Here is an 18,424-nt window from a genome sequence, read left to right as displayed (position 1 = left end):
TTCCCCCTTCCCTCTGCCACCGATTGTGCTACATTGGCCTCATCAGTCGGGAACTGAGCCCCTGCCATAGGCAGCGCGCCAACCATCCCTAATCCCACATCGCGAGACAGCAGCGGACCTTCCGCTTCTCGCCTGGATTAGGAATTAGAGGTTGGCTTTCACGGATTGGTCCACGAACCCCAACGACAACACGTCGATTGCCGGGATAAATATCGGCGAAAACTGTCCAGCGGGGAACATCAATAACGCCTTGCGCGAGATGATGGCGCAGTTGGCGCAGTGGCGGCCGGTGGCTGGTTATCAGCCGGCTAGCGAGACATTGAGCAGCCTGACGGCGATGACCGGTACAGCGAACGCCTTCCCGGCGTTTAACGCGTCCGGTGATATCGAGCTAGCCGGGATTACCTCATATATGAGGGGGGTCCTTAACAGTGTCGATCCCACCGAAGCAGCGGCTGCTATCGGCGCTATCGTGCTTGCCGGGGCAACGCTGGGGAACCCTGGCCATGTTCGATTCAAGATCGGCCCGTCAACCTTTTTCCAAGTGGCATGGGGCACGTTTTCAATAGGCCCCAATTCGGGCGGAAACACGCTCTACAGTACGCCATTCCAGAATGTTTCGTTCCCCGTTATGAGTGGCACCGGACTGGTATCGGCGGCCCAAAGAAATACGCCGGCCGTGGTGAGCGGGTCCGCCGCGACGAACGGCTTCTCCTTCTTCAACGCTGAGAGCTACACCATCTCCGGCTATTATATCGCGGTCGGCTTCTAATGGCGCTGCTGCACGCCTACGATACGGTAGTAAACCGCTCGACAGGTCAACCTTTAACCGGTGTAGTCGTCAACGCGCTGTATCAAGTCTCAGGACTGCCTGCGCCAATCTATGCAGACGAGAACGCCACCCCGTTCGACCCGCCCAATCAAGCGGTAACGGACGCGGACGGGATGTACAGCTTCTATATGGAGGCCCGCGATCTCTACCGGCTTCGCCTTTACCACGGCGGGACGCTCTATAAGGAAATAGAAAATTTCGGGCCGAGTGTAATCGAGGGGCCGACCGGGCCAGCGAATAGCAGCTATGCCACAACATCCGACCTGGCGTCCGCTTTAACATCAAATTTGAGCGCGATCCTGGCCGAACCGGGGAAGGCTGGCACTTTCACGGTAAGAGAATATGCTGACTTTGCTGAGGCTGTCGCGGCAGACACCGAGCAGGTTAACTTCATCCGGTCGGCCGGGACTCCGTCTCAGGTGTGGGTTCGGACATCAATTCTATCGTTCGGCGCGGGGCAGACTGGCTTCGACGCGCAGTCGCCCTATATCTCCGGCACCGTTGGCGATCGGCTGACCAAAGAAGTCTGGCTAACCGATCTGCCTTATGATGCTTCAATCGACGGCAGCGATATCACTACGGAGTTGCAGCAAGCGATCAACAAAGGGGCGACCCGCGTTGTCATCCCTTCGAAAAGCGCGGGCACGCTTTATACCGTGTCCGACACGATCGAAGGCAGCAATTACGTCGAGGTGGCGGCTCACGGGAAATATCCCACGGCCATTCGCGGACTCGTCAACAACATCCCGATACTCTACGGCGACGGGCTGGAATATTTCAAAACGAGCGGCCTTCATCTTCAATATGACGGCACACCAGTAGAAGGCGCGGACGCGGTCTGGCTCAACAACTGCTTTCAGTGCGATGTCGACATTGTAAATCTGGGCGCATGGAATGCCGTACTTTTAACAGGCGGCAAGGAATGTCGGGTCGGGCTTGACGCCTTTGGCTGGGAAAGCTCGGCTATTCGCCTCGATGCAGCAATCGACACAGTTATTTATCGTGCCACAGGATCGGCGCTTGATCGTCCCGGTGCGGGCGGTTCGCTTCGTCTGCATGGCGGCGTCGAGGGTCTTGAAGCAAACGATCTGAAACTCACGCTTGGCAAGCATGGGCTGGTCCTGACCGGTATCGGCGGCAGCTCCGCGCGCGGCCTGTCGCCTTGGTTCAATACGATCATCGGCGGGTTTTTCGACAGCACGGCCGAGCAGGTTGCCCTGTTGCAACAGGGTTTCCAGCTCGAAATGATAGCGACATGGCTCGCATCGGCCGGGCACGACCCTGCCGATGTCGGTTTCACCAGCATGGCCAATTTCGCAGGCCTGGAGGTGATGCCGGGCTTCTCGCAACTCGATTATCAAGGCGGCAAGATCTACGGCAATGGCGGTGCTGGAGTCATCATCCACAATGACGCGGGCCGTCGCGGGATCAATCTCGATGGGACGCTTGTGGAGCGCAACCAGCGCAGCCGCAGTGTCGATGGGCCGGGTATTCTGGTCAAGGCCGGGACGCAGGGCTTCAGCCTGCTCAACATCAAGGGCGAGCGCGACGCGGACACAGCCACCTATCGCCAGACCGAGGCGGTGCGGATCGAAGCGGGGGCAAGCGACCATTACAATGCCAGCGTCCTCACCAATTCGCTGACGGTATTCGATGGCGGCACTGGCACCGATAAAGAAGTCAGCATCAACTACGCGGGCCCCAACGCGCGCAAGACCGATCTGGCAGCAACCACCGCCACCAAAGGCGTCGGCATGATCGGCATGGACCCGGCATCCAGCTATGCCCCTGCCTCTGCCGGTTTCTACATCAAGCGCATCCTCAATCGCGAAGTCCGCATGTCGGAACAGTCCGGTGCCGATCCTACGGGCAGCGCGGACAGCACAGCGGCGATTGTCGCGGCGCTGGGCATCGCTGGCATGGGTGCGCGGTTGATCTGGGGCGTCGGCAACTATAAATGGTCCTCGGTCACCCTCCCCGATGGCGGGCGCATCATTGCCGATGGCGAAGTCAATTCGATCGCCACATGCTCATCCACGACTGGTAAGATCACGGTTGGCGCAGACGGGCTGATCGAAGGGCTCAAACTCGTCGGCAATGGCGGTCGCACGGCTGGCAACCCGCTGGTGCATCTTCTGGGCAATGGTGCCCGTGTCGCGCATAGTGCGTTCGCAACCTATAGCCTGGCGGTGCAGGCCGGGATTCTTGGGGGTACTCTCACCGTCGACCCCTGCGTCGAAGATTGCGCGTTCCGCAGCCCGCTCATCGGGACGGACTTCGGGTCGGTCTATTTCTCCAACTTCGCCAACGGCACCGTCAAGGATGTGGTGGCGACTGGCCCCGCCTCGGGCACACAGCCGGATTGGGGGTTCCGCGCGCACAACGGCGATACGCTGCATAGCCGGGGCAACAACTGGACGAGGCTCGGCAACGCCCTGCTGTTAGACGTGCCTGCGGGCTATAATCTCTTCGCGCCGACGTTCGTGGGCGACAAGTTCGATAGTGCCGGAACGATCACAGGCGGCGCGTCCGTCAACAGTGCCCGGATAACGCCTGCTGGTGCTATTTACTCCATGCAGTTCTCAGCCCCGTGGTTCGGCCTGAGCGCCGGTGCCAGCGGCTGCTTCGTCTCAACCAGCGGTGCTGGTGTTGTCGACGGCCTCTATTTCTCCATTCCGGTATTCCCAGGCAATGCGGATTGCGGACTGATCGTGGACGGCGTTGGCGTCAAGAATTGGGGCGTATTCGGCGGGTCATCTAGCGGCAATGTCAATCACGGCATCCGCGCTGCCGGGGCCACATCGCACTTCAATATCACTGGCCATATTGCCGGGGCCGAAGGCGGTCGCGGGCCGAACGGACGGGGTATCACGGTCGATACAGGAGCGTCGGACTGGTACAACATCACCGGCGGCAGTGTCGATGGGAACACCGTCTACGGCCTGTTCGACGGCGGCACCGGCACGAATGCGCGGGTCACCGATGTCGCCGGCTATAATCCGGGTACGATCGCCGCGCTGACGCCAGGTGCCTCGCCATGGACCTATACCAACAGCCACTCCCCGCGCACGGTTTACATCTTCGGCAGCGGCATCACCGACATCAAGCATAACGGGTCGACGGTATTCCCGAGCGGAACCGCGCAGGCCTCACTTGAGCTGGGGCCAAACGAAGATTTCACCATTGCCTATAGCGGCGCGGCTCCGACCGTCACCGCCAAGCGCCACTGATCGGAGCCAACCATGAACCTCCGCGACCGCATCACCCTGAAACCCGGCACCTCCGGCTATCCCCCGACCAGCGGCGGCGGGGCGTATCTCGTCACCGCCATCGACCATCGCGGACGCTTCTGCGTCGACGGCATGGAGACGTGGCTTGAGGCGGATCGGGTGGCCTCGATCAATGGTGAGGCACGATGATGCCCCCATTGGACACCGGGCATGAAGAAGCCGCCAGCAACATAGGTCGCCGGCGGCTTCAGTATTCGCGGCAGTGTCAGTCGGGCAGGTCGAAGTTGCTGATGATCAGTTCGCGCGCCGTGCCCGCCTCCCCATTGACGCTGCCGATCGTGTAGGTCGTGCGAACGTCGGCGATGCGAAAACGCCCGAAGGTCTCGCGCGCACCTGGCGTATCGTTGATGGACAGGATGAACCTGCCCCGCATCGCCGCAAGCTGCCCAGCCAGCTGATCGAAGTCCGCGCGGCTGAATACGTCCTGGCCGTAATCTTTCTCACACCCCCAATAAGGGGGATCGAGATAGAACAGCGCCCCCTCGCCATCATAGCGGCGGATGAAATCGCCATAGCTCAGCTGCTCAACCACGACGCCGGCCAAACGCTCGTGAATGTCCGCCAGCATCGGCTCCAGCTTCGTGACATTGAACCGCGCGCCGTTCCGCCGGTCGACGCCAAACGCCCGCCCCTGCACCTTGCCACCAAAGGCGAGGCGCTGCAGATAGAGGAACCGCGCGGCCCGCTGGAGATCCGTTAACCGATCCGCCGGCAACGCACGCAGCCGCTCGAACTCGGCCCGACTCGCCACCCGCCACCGCAGCATGTCGAGAAAATAGGGATAATGCTCCTGCAGGATCCTGAAGAAGTTGGCGACGTCGCCCGACACGTCGTTGATCGCCTCGGCGCGCGGCTTGCGCGTGCGGCGCAGGAAGATGCCGCCCATCCCGACAAAGGGCTCAGCATAGCTGTCATGTGGCACCTGATCGATGATCGACACGAGCCGCTTGGCCAGATTGCGCTTGCCGCCAATATAGCCGGTGGCAGGCGACACAGGACGCACGATAGTGGAAGACATATAGGATTCTCGCTCTCATATGGACACCCGCCCTGATGGGGGGCGGGGCGGCACAGGGTGGCCGATTTGTCGTGGCGAGAAGGATCCTCGTCGGTGATCCGCGTTGCAGCGCGGTTCCCCCCGCTTCCCGAAAGGGGCAGCATGCCCGCTCCGGTAAAGCGCTGAAAAAGTGTGGGTCAGGCCGCCGCCTTGATCCGTTCATGAAACTGGACGGCCTCGACCCCCAGTTCGTCGTTCACCTCCAGAAACTTGGCCTGGATCGGCTCGATCTCCAGTTCGTGGAAACTGTCGCGCGCGTCCGCCAGGCTGCCAAAGCCGCCCGCGTTCTGCGGCACGATGCCAAGCAGTTGCGGCGGCACGCGGTGCGCCGCCAGCACGTCGTCCCGAGTCGTATTCTTGATTCCTAAAAACTCGTCTTTCGCCCCCACCTCGGCGATCGGCAGCAGCTTGATGCCGCCCTCCTTGCCGCTGGGCGCGTGGACGAACAGGTTGCGGAAATTGCCCGGCCCTTTCGATTTCCTGAGCGCATCGCGCATCGCATCGACGTCGCCCTCGGCAAAGTCGCCCGTCGCATAAAGGATATAGCCGGCATGACTGCCGTTGAGGAAATATCGCCGGCGGAACAGTGTGGCGCTCTCATTGAGCAACGCCGATTGCAGGGCCGAGAGATATTCGGGCAGGCCGTAAATCTCCTGATTAATGTCGGGCGCCATGATCTGCAGGACACTGCCCGGCGCAAATTCACTCTCGTGGCGAAAGCCCGGCACCCACCAGAAGCTGCCCGCCTCCACGCCGCGCCGCGTATATTTGGTCATGCTATGCTCGAGCCGCAAAACCCCGCCCAGGCGATTATATTTCGCTTCGAAATAGGCCGTCCCGAACACCAGATAGTCCTGCGCCGCAGCCGTAAACGCCTTGCGCGACAACAGCGGCGTCGGTTTGAAGCTGGCGGCCAGGATGTTGCGCTTGAGCAGGATCGCGCTGCTGTGATGCGGACTGGCGCGAAAGGCGCGCGCGAGGCCGTCGAGCGGGATCGGCGGTTCATAGGAAATGCAGTTCGGCCGCCGCTTCCTCGGGCGGGCGCAGATCCGACGTGATCAGCATCGGGTCGCCGGTCAGCGCAACGCCGACCAGCTTGGCGAAGCTCACAATATAGGAGCGGAACTGGTGGGCCTGCGCCTTCGATGCCGACAGGAAGATCTGATTGCGGCCCGTCGCATTGCGCCTGTCGCATGATTTGCGGCGTCTCAAGGAAATCAAGGCGATCAGCCTCAAAATCGACGCCAAGCGGCAGATGCTGCCCGAATATAGGGACTGGATCGACGGTCTGGTAGCGGCTGATGCCGGCGTCGGCACCGGCATCGCCGCCGAAGTCGCGCCTACCATCATGGTGTGGATGATCGACATCGGTCTCTATGCCGAGGCGCTCGATCTCGCGGCCTTTCTGCTGCGCCATCATGTTTCGATGCCCGCGCGCTACAACCGCGACGTCGCCACCGTGATCGTGGAGGAAATCGCCGATGCGGCGCTGAAGGATCAGGCCGCCGGCAATCGCTTCCCGCTCGACATCCTCGAACGCGTCGAAGAGCTGGTCGACGGCCTCGACATGCACGACGAGGCGCCGGCCAAACTGTTCAAGGCGATCGGCATCGAAAGCCTGATGGCAGTGGAAGCGGCCGAAGCCACGCCCGAACTCGGCCGAGCGATCGAGCATGTGCTGGGCGATCTTCGCCGCGCGCAGACCCTGCAGCCGCGCATCGGCGTCAAGCATAAGATCAAGCGCGCGGAGAAGCTGCTGGCGGCCCATGCCACCGCCTTCCCGCCCGCACCCGAACAAGACGGCGACCAGCAAGGCTCGGACGCCGCCTGACAGGCTCGCCCCCGGCGCTCGGGGGCGGATCGCGCGAGACGGGAGGCCTCAGGGCCGCAGGGCCGTCCTCTGCCCCGATCCTCACCCCCGTAAGTCGGCGGGCCGACACAGGAGAATTGCCATGGTCGTCACCGCCCTGCTCTGGGCCATCTTCAAAGCTTTCGCCTTCCTGCTGATCATGGCGATGGGGTCGATCTTCGCACTTTATGGCGTCGTGATCCGCTTCGTCATGGGCCTGGAGGCGTACCCGTCCACCGTGCGACGCTTCGCCTGGATGGCTTGGGGCGTCGCCCTCATCGGGATCGTCTGCTTCGTCTTCGCGGCCGCCGGTCTCGCCCGGTTGATCCTGCCATGACCTTCGTCGCTAACCCGCCATCGTCGCAGATCGAGCAGCTTCCCGAAACCGAAGCGATGGTAATCAACGACGGCTTTTTCCCCGACATCGACCCCGCTGCCGTTCGCGCGGCGGCGAGGGTCCCTAACAGCATTACGCCGCCTCGCCTGCGCGGCGCGATCGTCGGTGCGATCATGACGGCCCTGGCCGATCTGCGCGGCTTTGCCGCCGCATCGATCGCGGCGGGCCATCCGACGCTTGCCGCCGTGCCGGCACCGCAGATCGACGGTGCAAGCACCCACGTCCACGCCTATCGCCGCGCCATCGCCCTGTTCTGCAAGGCGGAACTGATCGAGCGCCATCGTGACTTCGATTCGACCGCTGCCGGTGCCAACCAGGCCTCCGAACTTGAAGGGTCGATCGGCGATCTTCGCCGGGATGCGCAGCATGCGATCCGCGACATTCTCGGCCGCACGCGCACCACCGTGGATCTGATCTGATGGCGCTGGCCCAGCGCCTTACGGCCAAGGCCGGCGACAAGCTGGATTTGCTGCTGATGCGCGAGGCGGGCCTTGGCCCTGACCATCTGACCCGCGTGATGGATGCCAATCCCGGCCTGGTCGATCTTGGCCCCATCTTGCCGCTCGGCACCGTCGTCATCGTACCCGCCACTTCGGCCATCGCCGGTGCGCCCGCCACCCGCGCCGTCATCCAGCTCTGGGACTGAAAATATGGACATGCGAACCCTCATGCAAAGCGGGGCTGAACTGGTCGCCTCGCTCACGCCGTCGCTGATCGGATCGGCCGTGGCCCAGGCATGGAAACCGGCGCTGCCGTTTCGCCAGCGATTCCTGCAATGGATCGTGGGATCCTCGGTCAGCTATTATGCGACGCTTGCCATTCTCGCGGTCACGGGCTGGACCGACTTTGTCGCGCAATCGATCGCCTTTGCCATCGCTCTTATCGCCTTCGACGCCACCCCGCGCGTGATGCGGGCCGCCAGCGACATCGTCGCCGGATTGCCCGCCCGCTTGGCCGACCGCTTTCTACCACCCAAGGACTGACCGATGCAGCTGTCCCCTAATTTCAGCCTGAGCGAATTCACCGCGTCCGCGACCGCGATGTCGCAGGGCATTGCTAACATCCCCGGCGCTCGCTAGATCTCCGCGATGCGGACGCTTTGCGCCAAGGTGCTGGAGCCAGTGCGCGCCCATTTCGGAAAGCCCGTCCGCATCACGTCGGGTTTTCGCTCGGTCCAGCTGTGCCTGGCGGTAGGGTCATCCTCCAGCAGCCAGCATGCGCAGGGCGAGGCTGTCGATTTCGAAATCGATGGGATCGACAATGTGACGGTTGCCACCTTCATCCGCGACCGCATGGCATTCGACCAGCTTATCCTCGAAAATTACACGCGCGGCCAGGCCAATAGCGGCTGGATCCACGTCAGCTACCGCGACGGGCGGCTGCGCAAGGACGTGCTGACCTATGCGCGCCGAACCTACTTCAAGGGGCTGCTGCCATGATCGGGGGTTCACAGCTTGCCTTGGCCGCTGCGCTCGCCGCCTGCACCGCGGGGGTCGGAGGCTATTTTTACGGCGCCAGCGTCGGCCGTTCGCAGGAGCAAGCCGCGCAAAAACGTGCCGACGACGCGCGGGATGGCGAGATCAATAAGCTGCAGGCGCAGATCGACGCGTCAACAGAGCGCGCCCAGGCGGCGGAATATGCCCGGCAGGGCCAAGTCAGGGAAATCTACGATGCAACACGCAAAGTCGTTGAAAAACCGGTCTATCGCAATCTGTGCGTCGATGCTGATGGCGTCGGGCTGCTCGACAGCGCCGCCGACACGGCCAATGGTGAGGATCTCTGGGGCATTACTGGCGACACCCGTCCCCTTACCGAAAGTGCAGCGGACTGACGCAGGCGGGATGACCGGGGCACAATGCCTCGGCAGCTTGACCAGCATCTACGACATTGCCGGCCAGATCCGGGCCACCCTCATAGACCTGCAGGCGCAGGCCCGCTTGACCAACGCACAGGCTGATTGACGATGCGCAAGGCCGATAGCATCCGTCGGTGGCTGGCTGCCTATATTCCCGAACTGAAAGACCATCCCGACCGCTTGCAGATCTATGTTGAGGGTGGCCATGTCGGTGCGCGCAAATCCCGCACCCTGTCTTTCGCCTATCGTTACACATTGAAGGTCGGGATCTGGGAATTTGCCGGCGACGCCGACAGGGTCATGGTGCCAATCCTAGCCTGGCTGGAAAAGGAACAACCCCAGCTGCTGCGCCGCGACGATGGCGAGCCCTTTTCGTTCGAAGCGGAATTGCTCGACGGCGATGTGTCCGACATCATGATTTCGATCGACCTGACCGAGACGGTTCTCGTGCTCCCTCGCGGCGACGGCAGCGGCTATGATGTTCAACACCCGAACGAACCGGATTTCGGCGACGCCTTCGCCGGTGTGTCGGCCAGCTTCACAGACGCGTTTGGCAACGACGAGCCGCTATCTCAATCATGACCGACGATCTCGCCGAACTTGAGCGCATCGCCGGTGCTCTGTTGCGCAGCCTGTCGTCGTCACAGCGTCGATCACTTATGCGCGCCATGGCGAAGGAACTCGCCGCAGGCCAGCGCGCGCGCATTGCCGCGCAACAACAGCCCGACGGGGCCGCATTCACGCCGCGCAAGAGCAAGGCTCCACCGATCAGCGGACGCGGCACGGCCTGCTTCCTTTACCCCGCGAGCGGTGGCGGCGAACCCCGTCGCGTCATCATGAAAAGTTTCACCTGGTCGACCGGACGGATGATGACCGGCTTCGACATCGAGGCCGGCGCGATCCGTTCCTTCGACTTCGACAAGGTGGTCAAATGGCTACCCGTGCCGGAACAATATCGCAATGCTGGCGGCGGCACGCTTCGCCGTCGCGGCGGCTTGCGGCGCAAGGCCATGTTCCGCCACCTGGCAACCGCCCGCTTTCTGCGCGCGCAGGCCGACGATCAGGGCTTCTGGGTCGGCTTCACGGGAAAGGCGGCTCAGGTCGCCAGCATCCACCAATATGGCTTGCGCGATCGCCCCTCACTACGCGCCAAGGCCATGTCTTACGCTAAGCGCGCACTGTTAGGCGCCACCTCGGCGGAGAGCGAACGCATGCTCGACATGCTGTATAAGCATCTAGCTGAAATATGATCGCTGTTGAGCGGGAGAATCATTAACCCGTCGGTCTGCTTAACGACCCGCCAATCATTTATTGGCCTAAACGGCGCACCTCAATTCGACTGATCGCTAACTACCCTATCGTCGCTGACGAACCTGAAAAATGGGACTCTCCGTGCAATCCATCTGACTAAATGTTGGTGTTCCAAGCAGCCTTAATAAACTACCCGACCACGAATGAATGCAGCGCGTGTAACAGTGATGGTCGCGCCTACGCGCATGCACATATCAACTTGGTCAGATGAGCCAAAAGACTGATTAAGTCGCACAGAATAGCAAATATCATCTGCGGAAGCTTCAATCTTTAGAAGGCTATCACGCGCACTTATCTGGTTGATGTCAGTAACCTTGTCAACGGCCACGTCCTCTGCGAGCCTTTTTAGGTCGGCTCGAGTACCGCAAGTCTGAGGAAAAAACATATCGATCGTGCAAGTGACACGGATGGACCCTGAAGTGAGCATGCTATCGTGGACCATGGCTACGCCGATCAGCGCGCGTTCACCATCACGAGGGGCGAAATATGATGCGAACCTGCGGGTGGTGGGCAAAGCTTGGCAACGAGCGTTGAATTCCGAATACTGCTTAGATAGTGCTGCTTCGTCGATTGCGCCGCTGGCCGATGGTTGGTGTGTAAGTGCACCGATCCAGCCGATCGTTGGGCGTTGGCGCATATCTGTCACAGTCCCGTCTTTTCCAAAACTAATGTCGATTGCAGCTGCTTGGCAAAGGCCGAGCCATCCAGCTTCGCTAGTGGCCGACGCGTGGGTGTAAAAGGTTAAGTAAGTCAGCGCTGGCAGCCCTACCGGCAAATTCTGCGCTGGCAAAACTGGCCAAGTCGGCCTTTCGACATCAACTACTACTGCGCCTGCCGCACCTAGCACGCGTTGTGCCAGTTCAGAGACTGGTAGCGTTTGGGCTTCATATGGGGTCAAAGCCGTGACAGTGGCTAGGAGCATCATGGCAATCATAGAGACGGATTATTAGCTTTGTCGTTAAATGACAATGACTGCTCGTCGTGACCGCCCAACAGGTCGCGTAAGTCGCGTGGTTATCGACATGCTTTTTATTCTTCCTGCTATAATCGAAACCGGCCAGTCTGCTTTCCACCCTCCGCCGCCGCACCCGGCGCACATAGGAATCGGAACTCCCAACAAGCCGCCAGCCCGGTTCGCGGCGGGGAAGCTGTGGGTCGCGCGTCGGCCTTTTTTAGAATATCCAAAAAATATATCAGCTTACCAAGCAAGACATAGATCGAGAATTTGGCCACCGACATAGCCCGGCTATCTAACGAGATATGTTTATCCGCAGATCTGTATGAACTGATTATTTCCTGAAACCACAAATGTCCGTTCATTCATCTCCGCTATGCGAACAGGCGCTGTAGACGCTGGCATCATAGAACGAACAAACGATTCCGCTTCCTGTAATCCATCAGCATCCCGACGAGAAATCAGCGGTCGAGGTATGTCAGACCAATACGTGTGAAGTCCGCCTAATGACGTCACTCGATCACCATTGGCGATTGCGCTACTATAGAGTTGGTTAAGAGCCGAGCGCGGATCGACGTCACCCACATAGGCAATCTCACCGGCACGAATTTCTACAGAAAAGGTTCCGTCTTTCAGGCAAACGCTCCAAAACTTTTGTTGGGATATGGAATCCAGACGGTAGCTGCCCGGCTTGAGAGTCCGGACGACATATTTGTACGATTGATTGATGGCAGGTTTCGCCTCGATCAAATATGCGCGAGATCCAAAACCCGAACTCCCATTTTTTGAGAACAGAAAGCTGTATGCAACCCCCAAGCTTGGAACACGCATTAGAATTGCGCCTTCCTCAGAAGCGGGGGTAACAACAATTTTAGCTACGTTCTTCGCAGGTGATGGCGTTGTTATCGCGAGCGAGCCGGCAAAAGCTAATGTCAATATCGACAATCGATTCATGACTTCCTCTTTTTAACGGGAGCCACATAGCGCCAGTAAACTGCATCTAGCAATATGCATCCTGTTTGATACGGATAGTATGCATAGAGCGGAGCGCGTTCTGAACCGATCGTTCCGTGACCCATCCCGATCGCCATGGGGCGCTCTGATAAAGGAGATGCCTACCGACAGCCATCCCTCCAGTTTCCAATAGCATATCCGACAGGCTTCCAAGCAACCAATTGCGGAGGCTCAGAGGACTTTTCGCACCTATGAAAAGGGGGCATAACCGGAAGTCATCCGTAGTCGAGCAACCACCAGGAGATCAATAAGATGCTTTGGCCGATTCTCCTCGTTGCCTCTGGCCTGTGCGACGAGGCAGTGCGATCCTCAGGATTAACAGGACGAGCGTGCTTTGCTGAATTGGCGCGGCGTACAGACGATGAGATGGTCGCCCAGTGGAATGAAACATTGAAAAATATTCGTGAGGAGGACCTGCGAAACCGAATGGAGAAGGCCAACCTTCCGAGCAAGGAGCCCGGCCTCCTAGAGTCACAACGAACTTGGCTGAGATATCGTGATGCGGAGTGCGTCATGGTGAGCGACCAGTGGGCTGGAGGTACGGGTTTCAGCGAACTGGGCAGTTTATGCCGCATAGAACTCAATCAGCGACGGACGATTGAATTAAAGCTGCGCGGTGAGGGGCGTTTAGTTCCGAACCCCATCTGAGGAAAACAGGCCCACTTTCAGCGGCGGCCCGCTAACACGACAGTCCGCAGTCCTTGTCGACTAATCGTCTGCGGCTCCGCGATCTAACGCTGCTCTGCATGTGTAGAGGCCGCCTCTACACATATAGGGGCATGGCGCCCTGCCCCCGCTACCGCCGACATGGCGGCCATGGCCGATACCACCTTCACTGCTGTCGATCTGTCGCGCCTTCCCGCTCCCGACATCGTCGAGACGCTCGATTTTGAAGCGATCCTCGCCGATGCGATAGCGCGGATGAAGGCGCAGATGCCCGACTTCGAAAGTCGGGACAGCGATCCTGCGACCAAGCTGCTCCAGGCCTTTGCCTATTTTGCCCACATCCTGCGCCAGCGGATCAACGAGGCGGCCCGCGCCGTCATGCCTGCCTTCGCGACCGGGGCCGATCTTGACAATATCGCGGCGCTCTTTGGTATCACCCGCTTCGTCGTGACGCCTGCGGACGATGCCGTTGGCATCTCGGCCATCGTGGAAAGCGACACGGATTTCCGCCGCCGCATGGTGCTCGCGCCCGAAGGCTATTCGGTTGCCGGCCCAGAGGGCGCCTACATCTTTCACGCGCTCTCGGCCGACGCGGACATTCTCGATGCCAGCGCGATCAGTCCGCTGCCCGGCGAAGTCCTCGTCACCATCATGTCGCGCACCGGCAATGGATCGGCCCCCGCACCGCTGGTCGCAAAAGTTTCCGACTATCTGACGGCGCAGACGCGCCGACCGCTGACCGACGCCGTCTCCGTGCAGTCTGCGGCGATCGTCGATTATGCGGTAATTGCAACCCTTACCACTTTCAGCGGTCCCGACGGGGAACTTGTCCTGGCGACGGCGCGCGCCCGACTCGATGCCTATGTCGCGTCATGCCATCGCCTCGGCCGCGACGTGACGCGTTCAGGAATTTTCGCGGCGCTACATGCCGAGGGCGTTCAGAACGTCCAGTTGGCGTCCCCGGCGGCGGACGTCGGGATCAGCCGCCAGCAGGCGCCCTGGTGCGGCGGCATCACCCTTACCAGGGCGGGCGTCGGCGAATGACCTATCCGACCGTCCTCCCACCTGGCTCGACCAGCCTTGAAAAGGCACTGGAACAGGTCGCCTCCGGCCTGCTCGATATCGACGTGCTGATCCGCTCCTTATGGTCGCCGCTCGACTGTCCCTATGACCTCCTCCCGTGGCTCGCCTGGGGCGTATCGATCGACTTGTGGGACGCGGACTGGAGCGAGGCCACCAAGCGCGCTGCCATTGCCGACGCCATCGCCTTTCAGCGCCGCAAGGGCACCAAGGCGTCGCTTCGCACCGTGCTCGATCGCTTCGATCCGCTGATCGAGATCGTGGAATGGTTCGCCGATCGCGAGACGCTGCTGCCCCATACATTCCGGCTGGAACTGCCCCTGCTCGCGCAAAGCGACGTCATCTATGATGAAGCGCTGGTCGCTCAGATCCTGCGCGACATTGCGCAGGTCAAACCCGTGCGCGCCCACATGGTGGCCGTCTTCCGCGTGCGCGCCGAGGCCCATGCCTGGTTGCTATCCGATGCCCATGTCGGCGGCATCACCCGGCTCGACATGGGCGCGGACCAGCTGTCGGCAACCGATCCGATCTGGGCCACCTATCTGCAGACCGCCGACGGCGAACCCATCGTCACGGCGCTCGGCGCCTTCATGGAGGTTTGATGACGCCGATCCAGTTCATGTTGACGGTCACCGGCCTCAACGCCCTGATCGAAGCGCAGGGTGGCGGGAGCAACCCGGCCCAGATCACGCAAGTGGGCTTGACGCAGTCGGCCTTCATCATGGCGCCGACGGTGTCGGCGCTGCCCGGCGAATTCAAGCGCCTGACGTCGGTCTCTGGTCTGGCGGTGGACGACACTACCATTCACATGACCGCGCAGGACCATAGCGACGATATCTACGCGTTGCGGGGCCTGGGCCTCTATCTCGCCGATGGAACGCTGTTCGCTGTCTACAGTCAGCCGACGCCGCTCTTTAACAAAGCGTCGGTCGCCTTCTTCCTGCTGGCACTCGACGTCGCCTTCTCCAATGGAGTGTCGACGGACATTGTGTTCGGCAACTCCACCTTCCTGATGCCGCCTGCCAGCGAGACCGTGAAGGGTGTTGGGGAAATCGCCACCGCAGATGAAGCTGCCGCCGGGACGGATCACGGGCGCATCATCACGCCGCACACCCTCAAGCAGCTGCTGGACGCGCTGCGCGACGCGACCGATGCCGATCTGCTCGCTTTGGCCAATGGCTTCGATACGATGTTCGCCGGGCTGCTGGCCCGCACGATCACCGGCGCAGGGCTCGCAACCGGCGGCGGCAACCTGACAGCGAGCCGGGTTCTGACGGTCAACGCCGCCAGCGCCGGTGATGTCGCAGCCGGCACCGCGACCGATCGCGCGGTCACCCCGGCGGCGCTGTCAGGGCTTGCCCGTTCGCTTGGACCCAATGGCTATGCCATCCTGCCTGGCACCGGCGGCCTGATGCTCCAATGGGGCATGGTGTCCCTGCCCGCCGGCGCATTCGCCCCGCTCGCCTGCAGCTTCGTCACCAGCTTTCCCAACGCGGCCTATCGCGTCTTCGTCAGTTGCGAGCAGAGCCTGGACGATGGCGACGAGTCTGACGAACCGCTGGCCGCCTATCCCGTCGATCAATCCACCTTCAACCTCGCCTTTAGCGGCGACTGGCTGACCGCGAACATCGCCTGGTGGGCAATCGGCCGATGAGCAGCGCCATGATCTATTTTTCGCCGTCGACGCGCGGCTTCTACGACGCCCGCCTGCACTCGGCCCGCCCGTCCGACGCGGTCGCGATTTCCCCCGCGCGTCACAAGGCGATGCTCGACGGACAGGCCAAGGGTTTGCAGATCATTGCCAGCGCAAACGGACGCCCCACGCTGAAGGCGCGCGCGGCGGTAGATCCGCGCGCCGTCTTGCTGCGTCGCGTGAAGCGCGAGGCGGCCCGTCGCATCGGCGCTGTCGCCCCCGTCTGGCGGCAACTGAACGACCAGCGCGAACCCAGCGCCGCCGGCGCGGCGCGCTTCGCTGCGATCGACGCCATCCGCGCCGCGTCCGACGCGATCGAGGCGACGATCGCCGCCGCGCCCACGCAAGCGCTCGCCGCGATCGACGTCGCCAATCACCTGCTCTGGCCGGCGGAGTAGATCATGCCCAAGATCATAGACCTTCCCGAACTCACTGGCCTCCACGGCGACGAAACCGTCGTCATCGAAAAGGGCGCGCAGACTGGCCGCGCATCCTTCAACGATTATCTCGATGCCTCGCCGGCGGTGCCATCGAAGCGCCGTCCCGCCGGTGGACCGCGCCACGTCTTCGCCGACAAATTCGGCTTCTTCCGCGCCTATGTCGATGCCGCTGGCGGGTTCGGCTCGCCGGGGGCCGCGTTCGGCCCTGGCTTCGGCGGCGCGGGCATAGCCGGCGGCTTCGCCCTGCGCGCCTCGCGCCGCACCGATTTTGCGCAGGGCGCGGCCGATCGCTTCGGCTTCCTCGCCGAAGTGCGCCGGATCGATGGCGCACGGCAGTCGGGCGGGATCAGCGCGCGCACCTCGCGCCGGGCCGACTTCGTCAAGGCGTCGGTCGACCGAGCGGGCTTCCTTGCCGACGTCGTGCGCGCCAGCGGCGAGCGGGCAACGGCTCCCGGCGGCGTGTCGTCGCGCCGCATCGCCCGCCGCGATTTCCTCAATGCCTGGGTCGATCGCATCGGCTTCCTGCGCGACATCAAGCTGAAGGATGGCGGCACGGCAGGCGGGACCATCCCCTATGCCGCGATGAACGCGCGGGCGCTGGGCACTGCCGCCCTGCGCCGGAACATCGATACGCTGGAACTGGCTCAGCCGACGGCCGACTGGAACATCGTCCTGTCCTACGGGCAATCGATCAGCACCGGGTGGGAAGGCTGGCCCGCGCTTACCACGACCGCCGCGACGTCGCCGATCGGCCTCTATATGCTGGGCGACAGCGACCATCCCCAGGGCGAAGACGCAACCTCATGGGTGCCATTCGGCACGGCGCAGCTCAACCCGCTCAAGGCGACCGTGTGGAAGGCCGGCGCGCTGCTGAATGCTGCCGCTCAGGCCGCACTGGCCCCCGGCGATACCGCGCTCGGCGAAACCCCAGGCATCGCCGCCACCATCGTCGCCCGCCAGATGTGGCTGCAACAAATGTCCGGGATCGAGGGCGGCGGCCGCAGATGGATTCATGCCGCCTGCGGCGTCGGCGGGCGCACGATCGAGCAGCTGAGCTATGGCGCGGCACCGCATTATTTCAACCGGCTCATCGACTATGTGACGCGGATCAAGGCGCTCGCCGATGCGCAGGGCAAGACCGTGCGCATCGTCGGCTTTCTGTTCCTCCAGGGCGAATATAACGCCGTGCCGGGCTTTGGCGGCGCGACCGACCGCGCGGCCAATCTGGCCAAGCGCCAGCAGCTGCGCGCCGACGTCCAGCAATATGTCTGCTCGATCATCGGCCAGACCGCGCGTCCCGCCTGGATCGAATATCAGGTGGCGGGCAGCTATGTGTCGGATGCCCATGGCTTCGGCGTCCAGATGGCCGAACTCGACTTTCTCGAGCAGAACCGCACGTCGGTATTCGGATCGCAGCCGCATTTCGCCGTGACCGACAAGGGCGGGCATCTCGATCCCAACGGCTATCGCTGGCTCGGCTGCATGATGGGCCGCGCGCTGGGCACCGCCCTGACGCGGGGCAAGGCCTATTGGCCGCTTACGCCCTTCGAAGCCGTTCGGCACGGCCGCGAAGTCGTGATCAGCCATCTCGTGCCAGCGCCGCCGCTCCAGTGGAAGGGCGTCTGGCGATGGACCGGCGCGGCGCAGGACAAGGTGGTCTTCGCGAACAAGGGCTTTGCCCTGCTCGACGCCGCCGGTGCGGTTCCGATCGCGTCCGTCAGGCTGCTCCAGGACTCGCTCGTGCAGATCGTGGCGGCGCGCAGCCTGGTCGGCGCGGTGCAGGCCCGGCTTGGCGGCGCGGCGACCTATGACGGCAATCACAATCTGTTCGACAGCGACCCCGCCGTCATGCCGCTCAACTACGAATATGCGGCAGGGACAGGCCAATATCCGTCCGCCGACATCGCCGAACTGGTGGGCAAACCCTACCCCGCGCAGTCCGCCTCGTACCTCTACCAGATCCCCGTCACCCCGATTTAGGAGGC

General features: G+C 62.1%; 22 protein-coding genes. 18 read left to right on the top strand and 4 right to left on the bottom strand.

The genetic code is table 11. The features are described from left to right. Nucleotides 1-151: 151 nt before the first annotated feature. The 3 genes from WG907_RS05285 to WG907_RS05275 all read left to right on the top strand — a co-directional run bounded on the left by WG907_RS05285 (nucleotide 152) and on the right by WG907_RS05275 (nucleotide 4,251). Entirely contained in the window at nucleotides 152-772 is a 621-nt protein-coding gene (locus WG907_RS05285; RefSeq protein WP_340231602.1) for a hypothetical protein, read from the top strand. A gap of 173 nt (nucleotides 773-945) precedes the next feature. Continuing rightward, on the top strand, nucleotides 946-4,062 hold the full coding sequence (locus tag WG907_RS05280) for a hypothetical protein (RefSeq protein WP_340231601.1): 3,117 nt from the start codon (nucleotides 946-948) through the stop codon (nucleotides 4,060-4,062). Nucleotides 4,063-4,074: 12 nt separating this feature from the next. Next, nucleotides 4,075-4,251, top strand: coding sequence for a hypothetical protein (locus tag WG907_RS05275; RefSeq protein WP_340231600.1), 177 nt, complete (start codon nucleotides 4,075-4,077; stop codon nucleotides 4,249-4,251). Nucleotides 4,252-4,327: 76 nt separating this feature from the next. Here WG907_RS05275 and WG907_RS05270 read toward each other — a convergent pair whose 3' ends face one another. Beyond that, on the bottom strand, nucleotides 4,328-5,140 hold the full coding sequence (locus WG907_RS05270) for a DNA adenine methylase (RefSeq protein ID WP_340231599.1): 813 nt from the start codon (nucleotides 5,138-5,140) through the stop codon (nucleotides 4,328-4,330). 176 nt (nucleotides 5,141-5,316) lie between these two features. After that, nucleotides 5,317-6,174, bottom strand: a complete 858-nt coding sequence (locus tag WG907_RS05265) for a phage portal protein (RefSeq protein ID WP_340231842.1) — start codon at nucleotides 6,172-6,174, stop codon at nucleotides 5,317-5,319. A 170-nt stretch (nucleotides 6,175-6,344) separates the two neighbouring features. Here WG907_RS05265 and WG907_RS05260 point away from each other — a divergent pair, with 170 nt between their 5' ends. The 9 genes from WG907_RS05260 (at nucleotide 6,345) to WG907_RS05220 (ending at nucleotide 10,530) form a co-directional block, all read left to right on the top strand. Continuing rightward, the gene (locus WG907_RS05260; protein WP_340231598.1) at nucleotides 6,345-7,010 is read left to right on the top strand and encodes a phage terminase small subunit; all 666 of its coding nucleotides are present in this window, start codon (nucleotides 6,345-6,347) and stop codon (nucleotides 7,008-7,010) included. 121 nt (nucleotides 7,011-7,131) lie between these two features. Further along, nucleotides 7,132-7,365: a hypothetical protein gene (locus WG907_RS05255; RefSeq protein WP_340231597.1), complete on the top strand. Its 234-nt coding sequence runs from the start codon at nucleotides 7,132-7,134 to the stop codon at nucleotides 7,363-7,365. Next, nucleotides 7,362-7,844: a head completion/stabilization protein gene (locus tag WG907_RS05250; RefSeq protein ID WP_340231596.1), complete on the top strand. Its 483-nt coding sequence runs from the start codon at nucleotides 7,362-7,364 to the stop codon at nucleotides 7,842-7,844. Before WG907_RS05255 ends, WG907_RS05250 begins: the two co-directional genes overlap by 4 nt. After that, nucleotides 7,844-8,071, top strand: coding sequence for a tail protein X (locus WG907_RS05245; RefSeq protein WP_340231595.1), 228 nt, complete (start codon nucleotides 7,844-7,846; stop codon nucleotides 8,069-8,071). The genes WG907_RS05250 and WG907_RS05245 overlap by 1 nt, the downstream gene beginning before the upstream one ends. Nucleotides 8,072-8,075: 4 nt before the next feature. Continuing rightward, complete coding sequence (locus WG907_RS05240) at nucleotides 8,076-8,408, top strand: hypothetical protein (RefSeq protein ID WP_340231594.1); 333 nt, start codon at nucleotides 8,076-8,078, stop codon at nucleotides 8,406-8,408. Between the two features lie 105 nt (nucleotides 8,409-8,513). After that, entirely contained in the window at nucleotides 8,514-8,864 is a 351-nt protein-coding gene (locus WG907_RS05235) for a D-Ala-D-Ala carboxypeptidase family metallohydrolase (protein ID WP_340231592.1), read from the top strand. A gap of 20 nt (nucleotides 8,865-8,884) precedes the next feature. Further along, entirely contained in the window at nucleotides 8,885-9,256 is a 372-nt protein-coding gene (locus tag WG907_RS05230) for a hypothetical protein (RefSeq protein ID WP_340231591.1), read from the top strand. Between the two features lie 132 nt (nucleotides 9,257-9,388). Beyond that, nucleotides 9,389-9,862, top strand: coding sequence for a phage tail protein (locus WG907_RS05225; RefSeq protein ID WP_340231589.1), 474 nt, complete (start codon nucleotides 9,389-9,391; stop codon nucleotides 9,860-9,862). Continuing rightward, nucleotides 9,859-10,530, top strand: coding sequence for a phage virion morphogenesis protein (locus tag WG907_RS05220; RefSeq protein WP_340231588.1), 672 nt, complete (start codon nucleotides 9,859-9,861; stop codon nucleotides 10,528-10,530). Before WG907_RS05225 ends, WG907_RS05220 begins: the two co-directional genes overlap by 4 nt. A 182-nt stretch (nucleotides 10,531-10,712) precedes the next feature. On the opposite strand, the gene WG907_RS05215 is transcribed toward WG907_RS05220, so the two are convergent. Both WG907_RS05215 and WG907_RS05210 read right to left on the bottom strand, forming a co-directional pair. Next, nucleotides 10,713-11,525 carry a hypothetical protein gene (locus WG907_RS05215; protein ID WP_340231586.1) on the bottom strand — a complete coding sequence of 271 codons (813 nt, stop codon included), beginning with the start codon at nucleotides 11,523-11,525 and terminating at the stop codon, nucleotides 10,713-10,715. A 330-nt stretch (nucleotides 11,526-11,855) separates the two neighbouring features. Next, a complete protein-coding gene (locus tag WG907_RS05210) occupies nucleotides 11,856-12,500 on the bottom strand; it encodes a hypothetical protein (protein WP_340231585.1) in 645 nt (214 codons plus the stop codon). 312 nt (nucleotides 12,501-12,812) lie between these two features. Here WG907_RS05210 and WG907_RS18195 point away from each other — a divergent pair, with 312 nt between their 5' ends. From WG907_RS18195 to WG907_RS05185, 6 genes are all read left to right on the top strand, one after another. Continuing rightward, complete coding sequence (locus tag WG907_RS18195; RefSeq protein WP_445326764.1) at nucleotides 12,813-13,208, top strand: lysozyme inhibitor LprI family protein; 396 nt, start codon at nucleotides 12,813-12,815, stop codon at nucleotides 13,206-13,208. Nucleotides 13,209-13,376: 168 nt separating this feature from the next. Continuing rightward, nucleotides 13,377-14,270, top strand: a complete 894-nt coding sequence (locus tag WG907_RS05205) for a baseplate assembly protein (RefSeq protein WP_340231584.1) — start codon at nucleotides 13,377-13,379, stop codon at nucleotides 14,268-14,270. Beyond that, nucleotides 14,267-14,908 (top strand): phage tail protein I, encoded by a 642-nt coding sequence (locus tag WG907_RS05200; protein ID WP_340231583.1) that lies wholly within the window; start codon nucleotides 14,267-14,269, stop codon nucleotides 14,906-14,908. Before WG907_RS05205 ends, WG907_RS05200 begins: the two co-directional genes overlap by 4 nt. Continuing rightward, nucleotides 14,908-15,960, top strand: a complete 1,053-nt coding sequence (locus tag WG907_RS05195) for a gp53-like domain-containing protein (protein WP_340231582.1) — start codon at nucleotides 14,908-14,910, stop codon at nucleotides 15,958-15,960. The genes WG907_RS05200 and WG907_RS05195 overlap by 1 nt, the downstream gene beginning before the upstream one ends. 8 nt (nucleotides 15,961-15,968) lie before the next feature. Beyond that, nucleotides 15,969-16,397 carry a hypothetical protein gene (locus WG907_RS05190; RefSeq protein WP_340231581.1) on the top strand — a complete coding sequence of 143 codons (429 nt, stop codon included), beginning with the start codon at nucleotides 15,969-15,971 and terminating at the stop codon, nucleotides 16,395-16,397. Nucleotides 16,398-16,400: 3 nt separating this feature from the next. Further along, the gene (locus tag WG907_RS05185; RefSeq protein ID WP_340231579.1) at nucleotides 16,401-18,419 is read left to right on the top strand and encodes a hypothetical protein; all 2,019 of its coding nucleotides are present in this window, start codon (nucleotides 16,401-16,403) and stop codon (nucleotides 18,417-18,419) included. The last annotated feature ends 5 nt before the right edge of the window (nucleotides 18,420-18,424 follow it).

The organism is Sphingobium fluminis, assembly GCF_037723805.1.
Taxonomy (GTDB): domain Bacteria; phylum Pseudomonadota; class Alphaproteobacteria; order Sphingomonadales; family Sphingomonadaceae; genus Sphingobium.
This window is presented reverse-complemented; position numbering and strand designations above follow the sequence as displayed.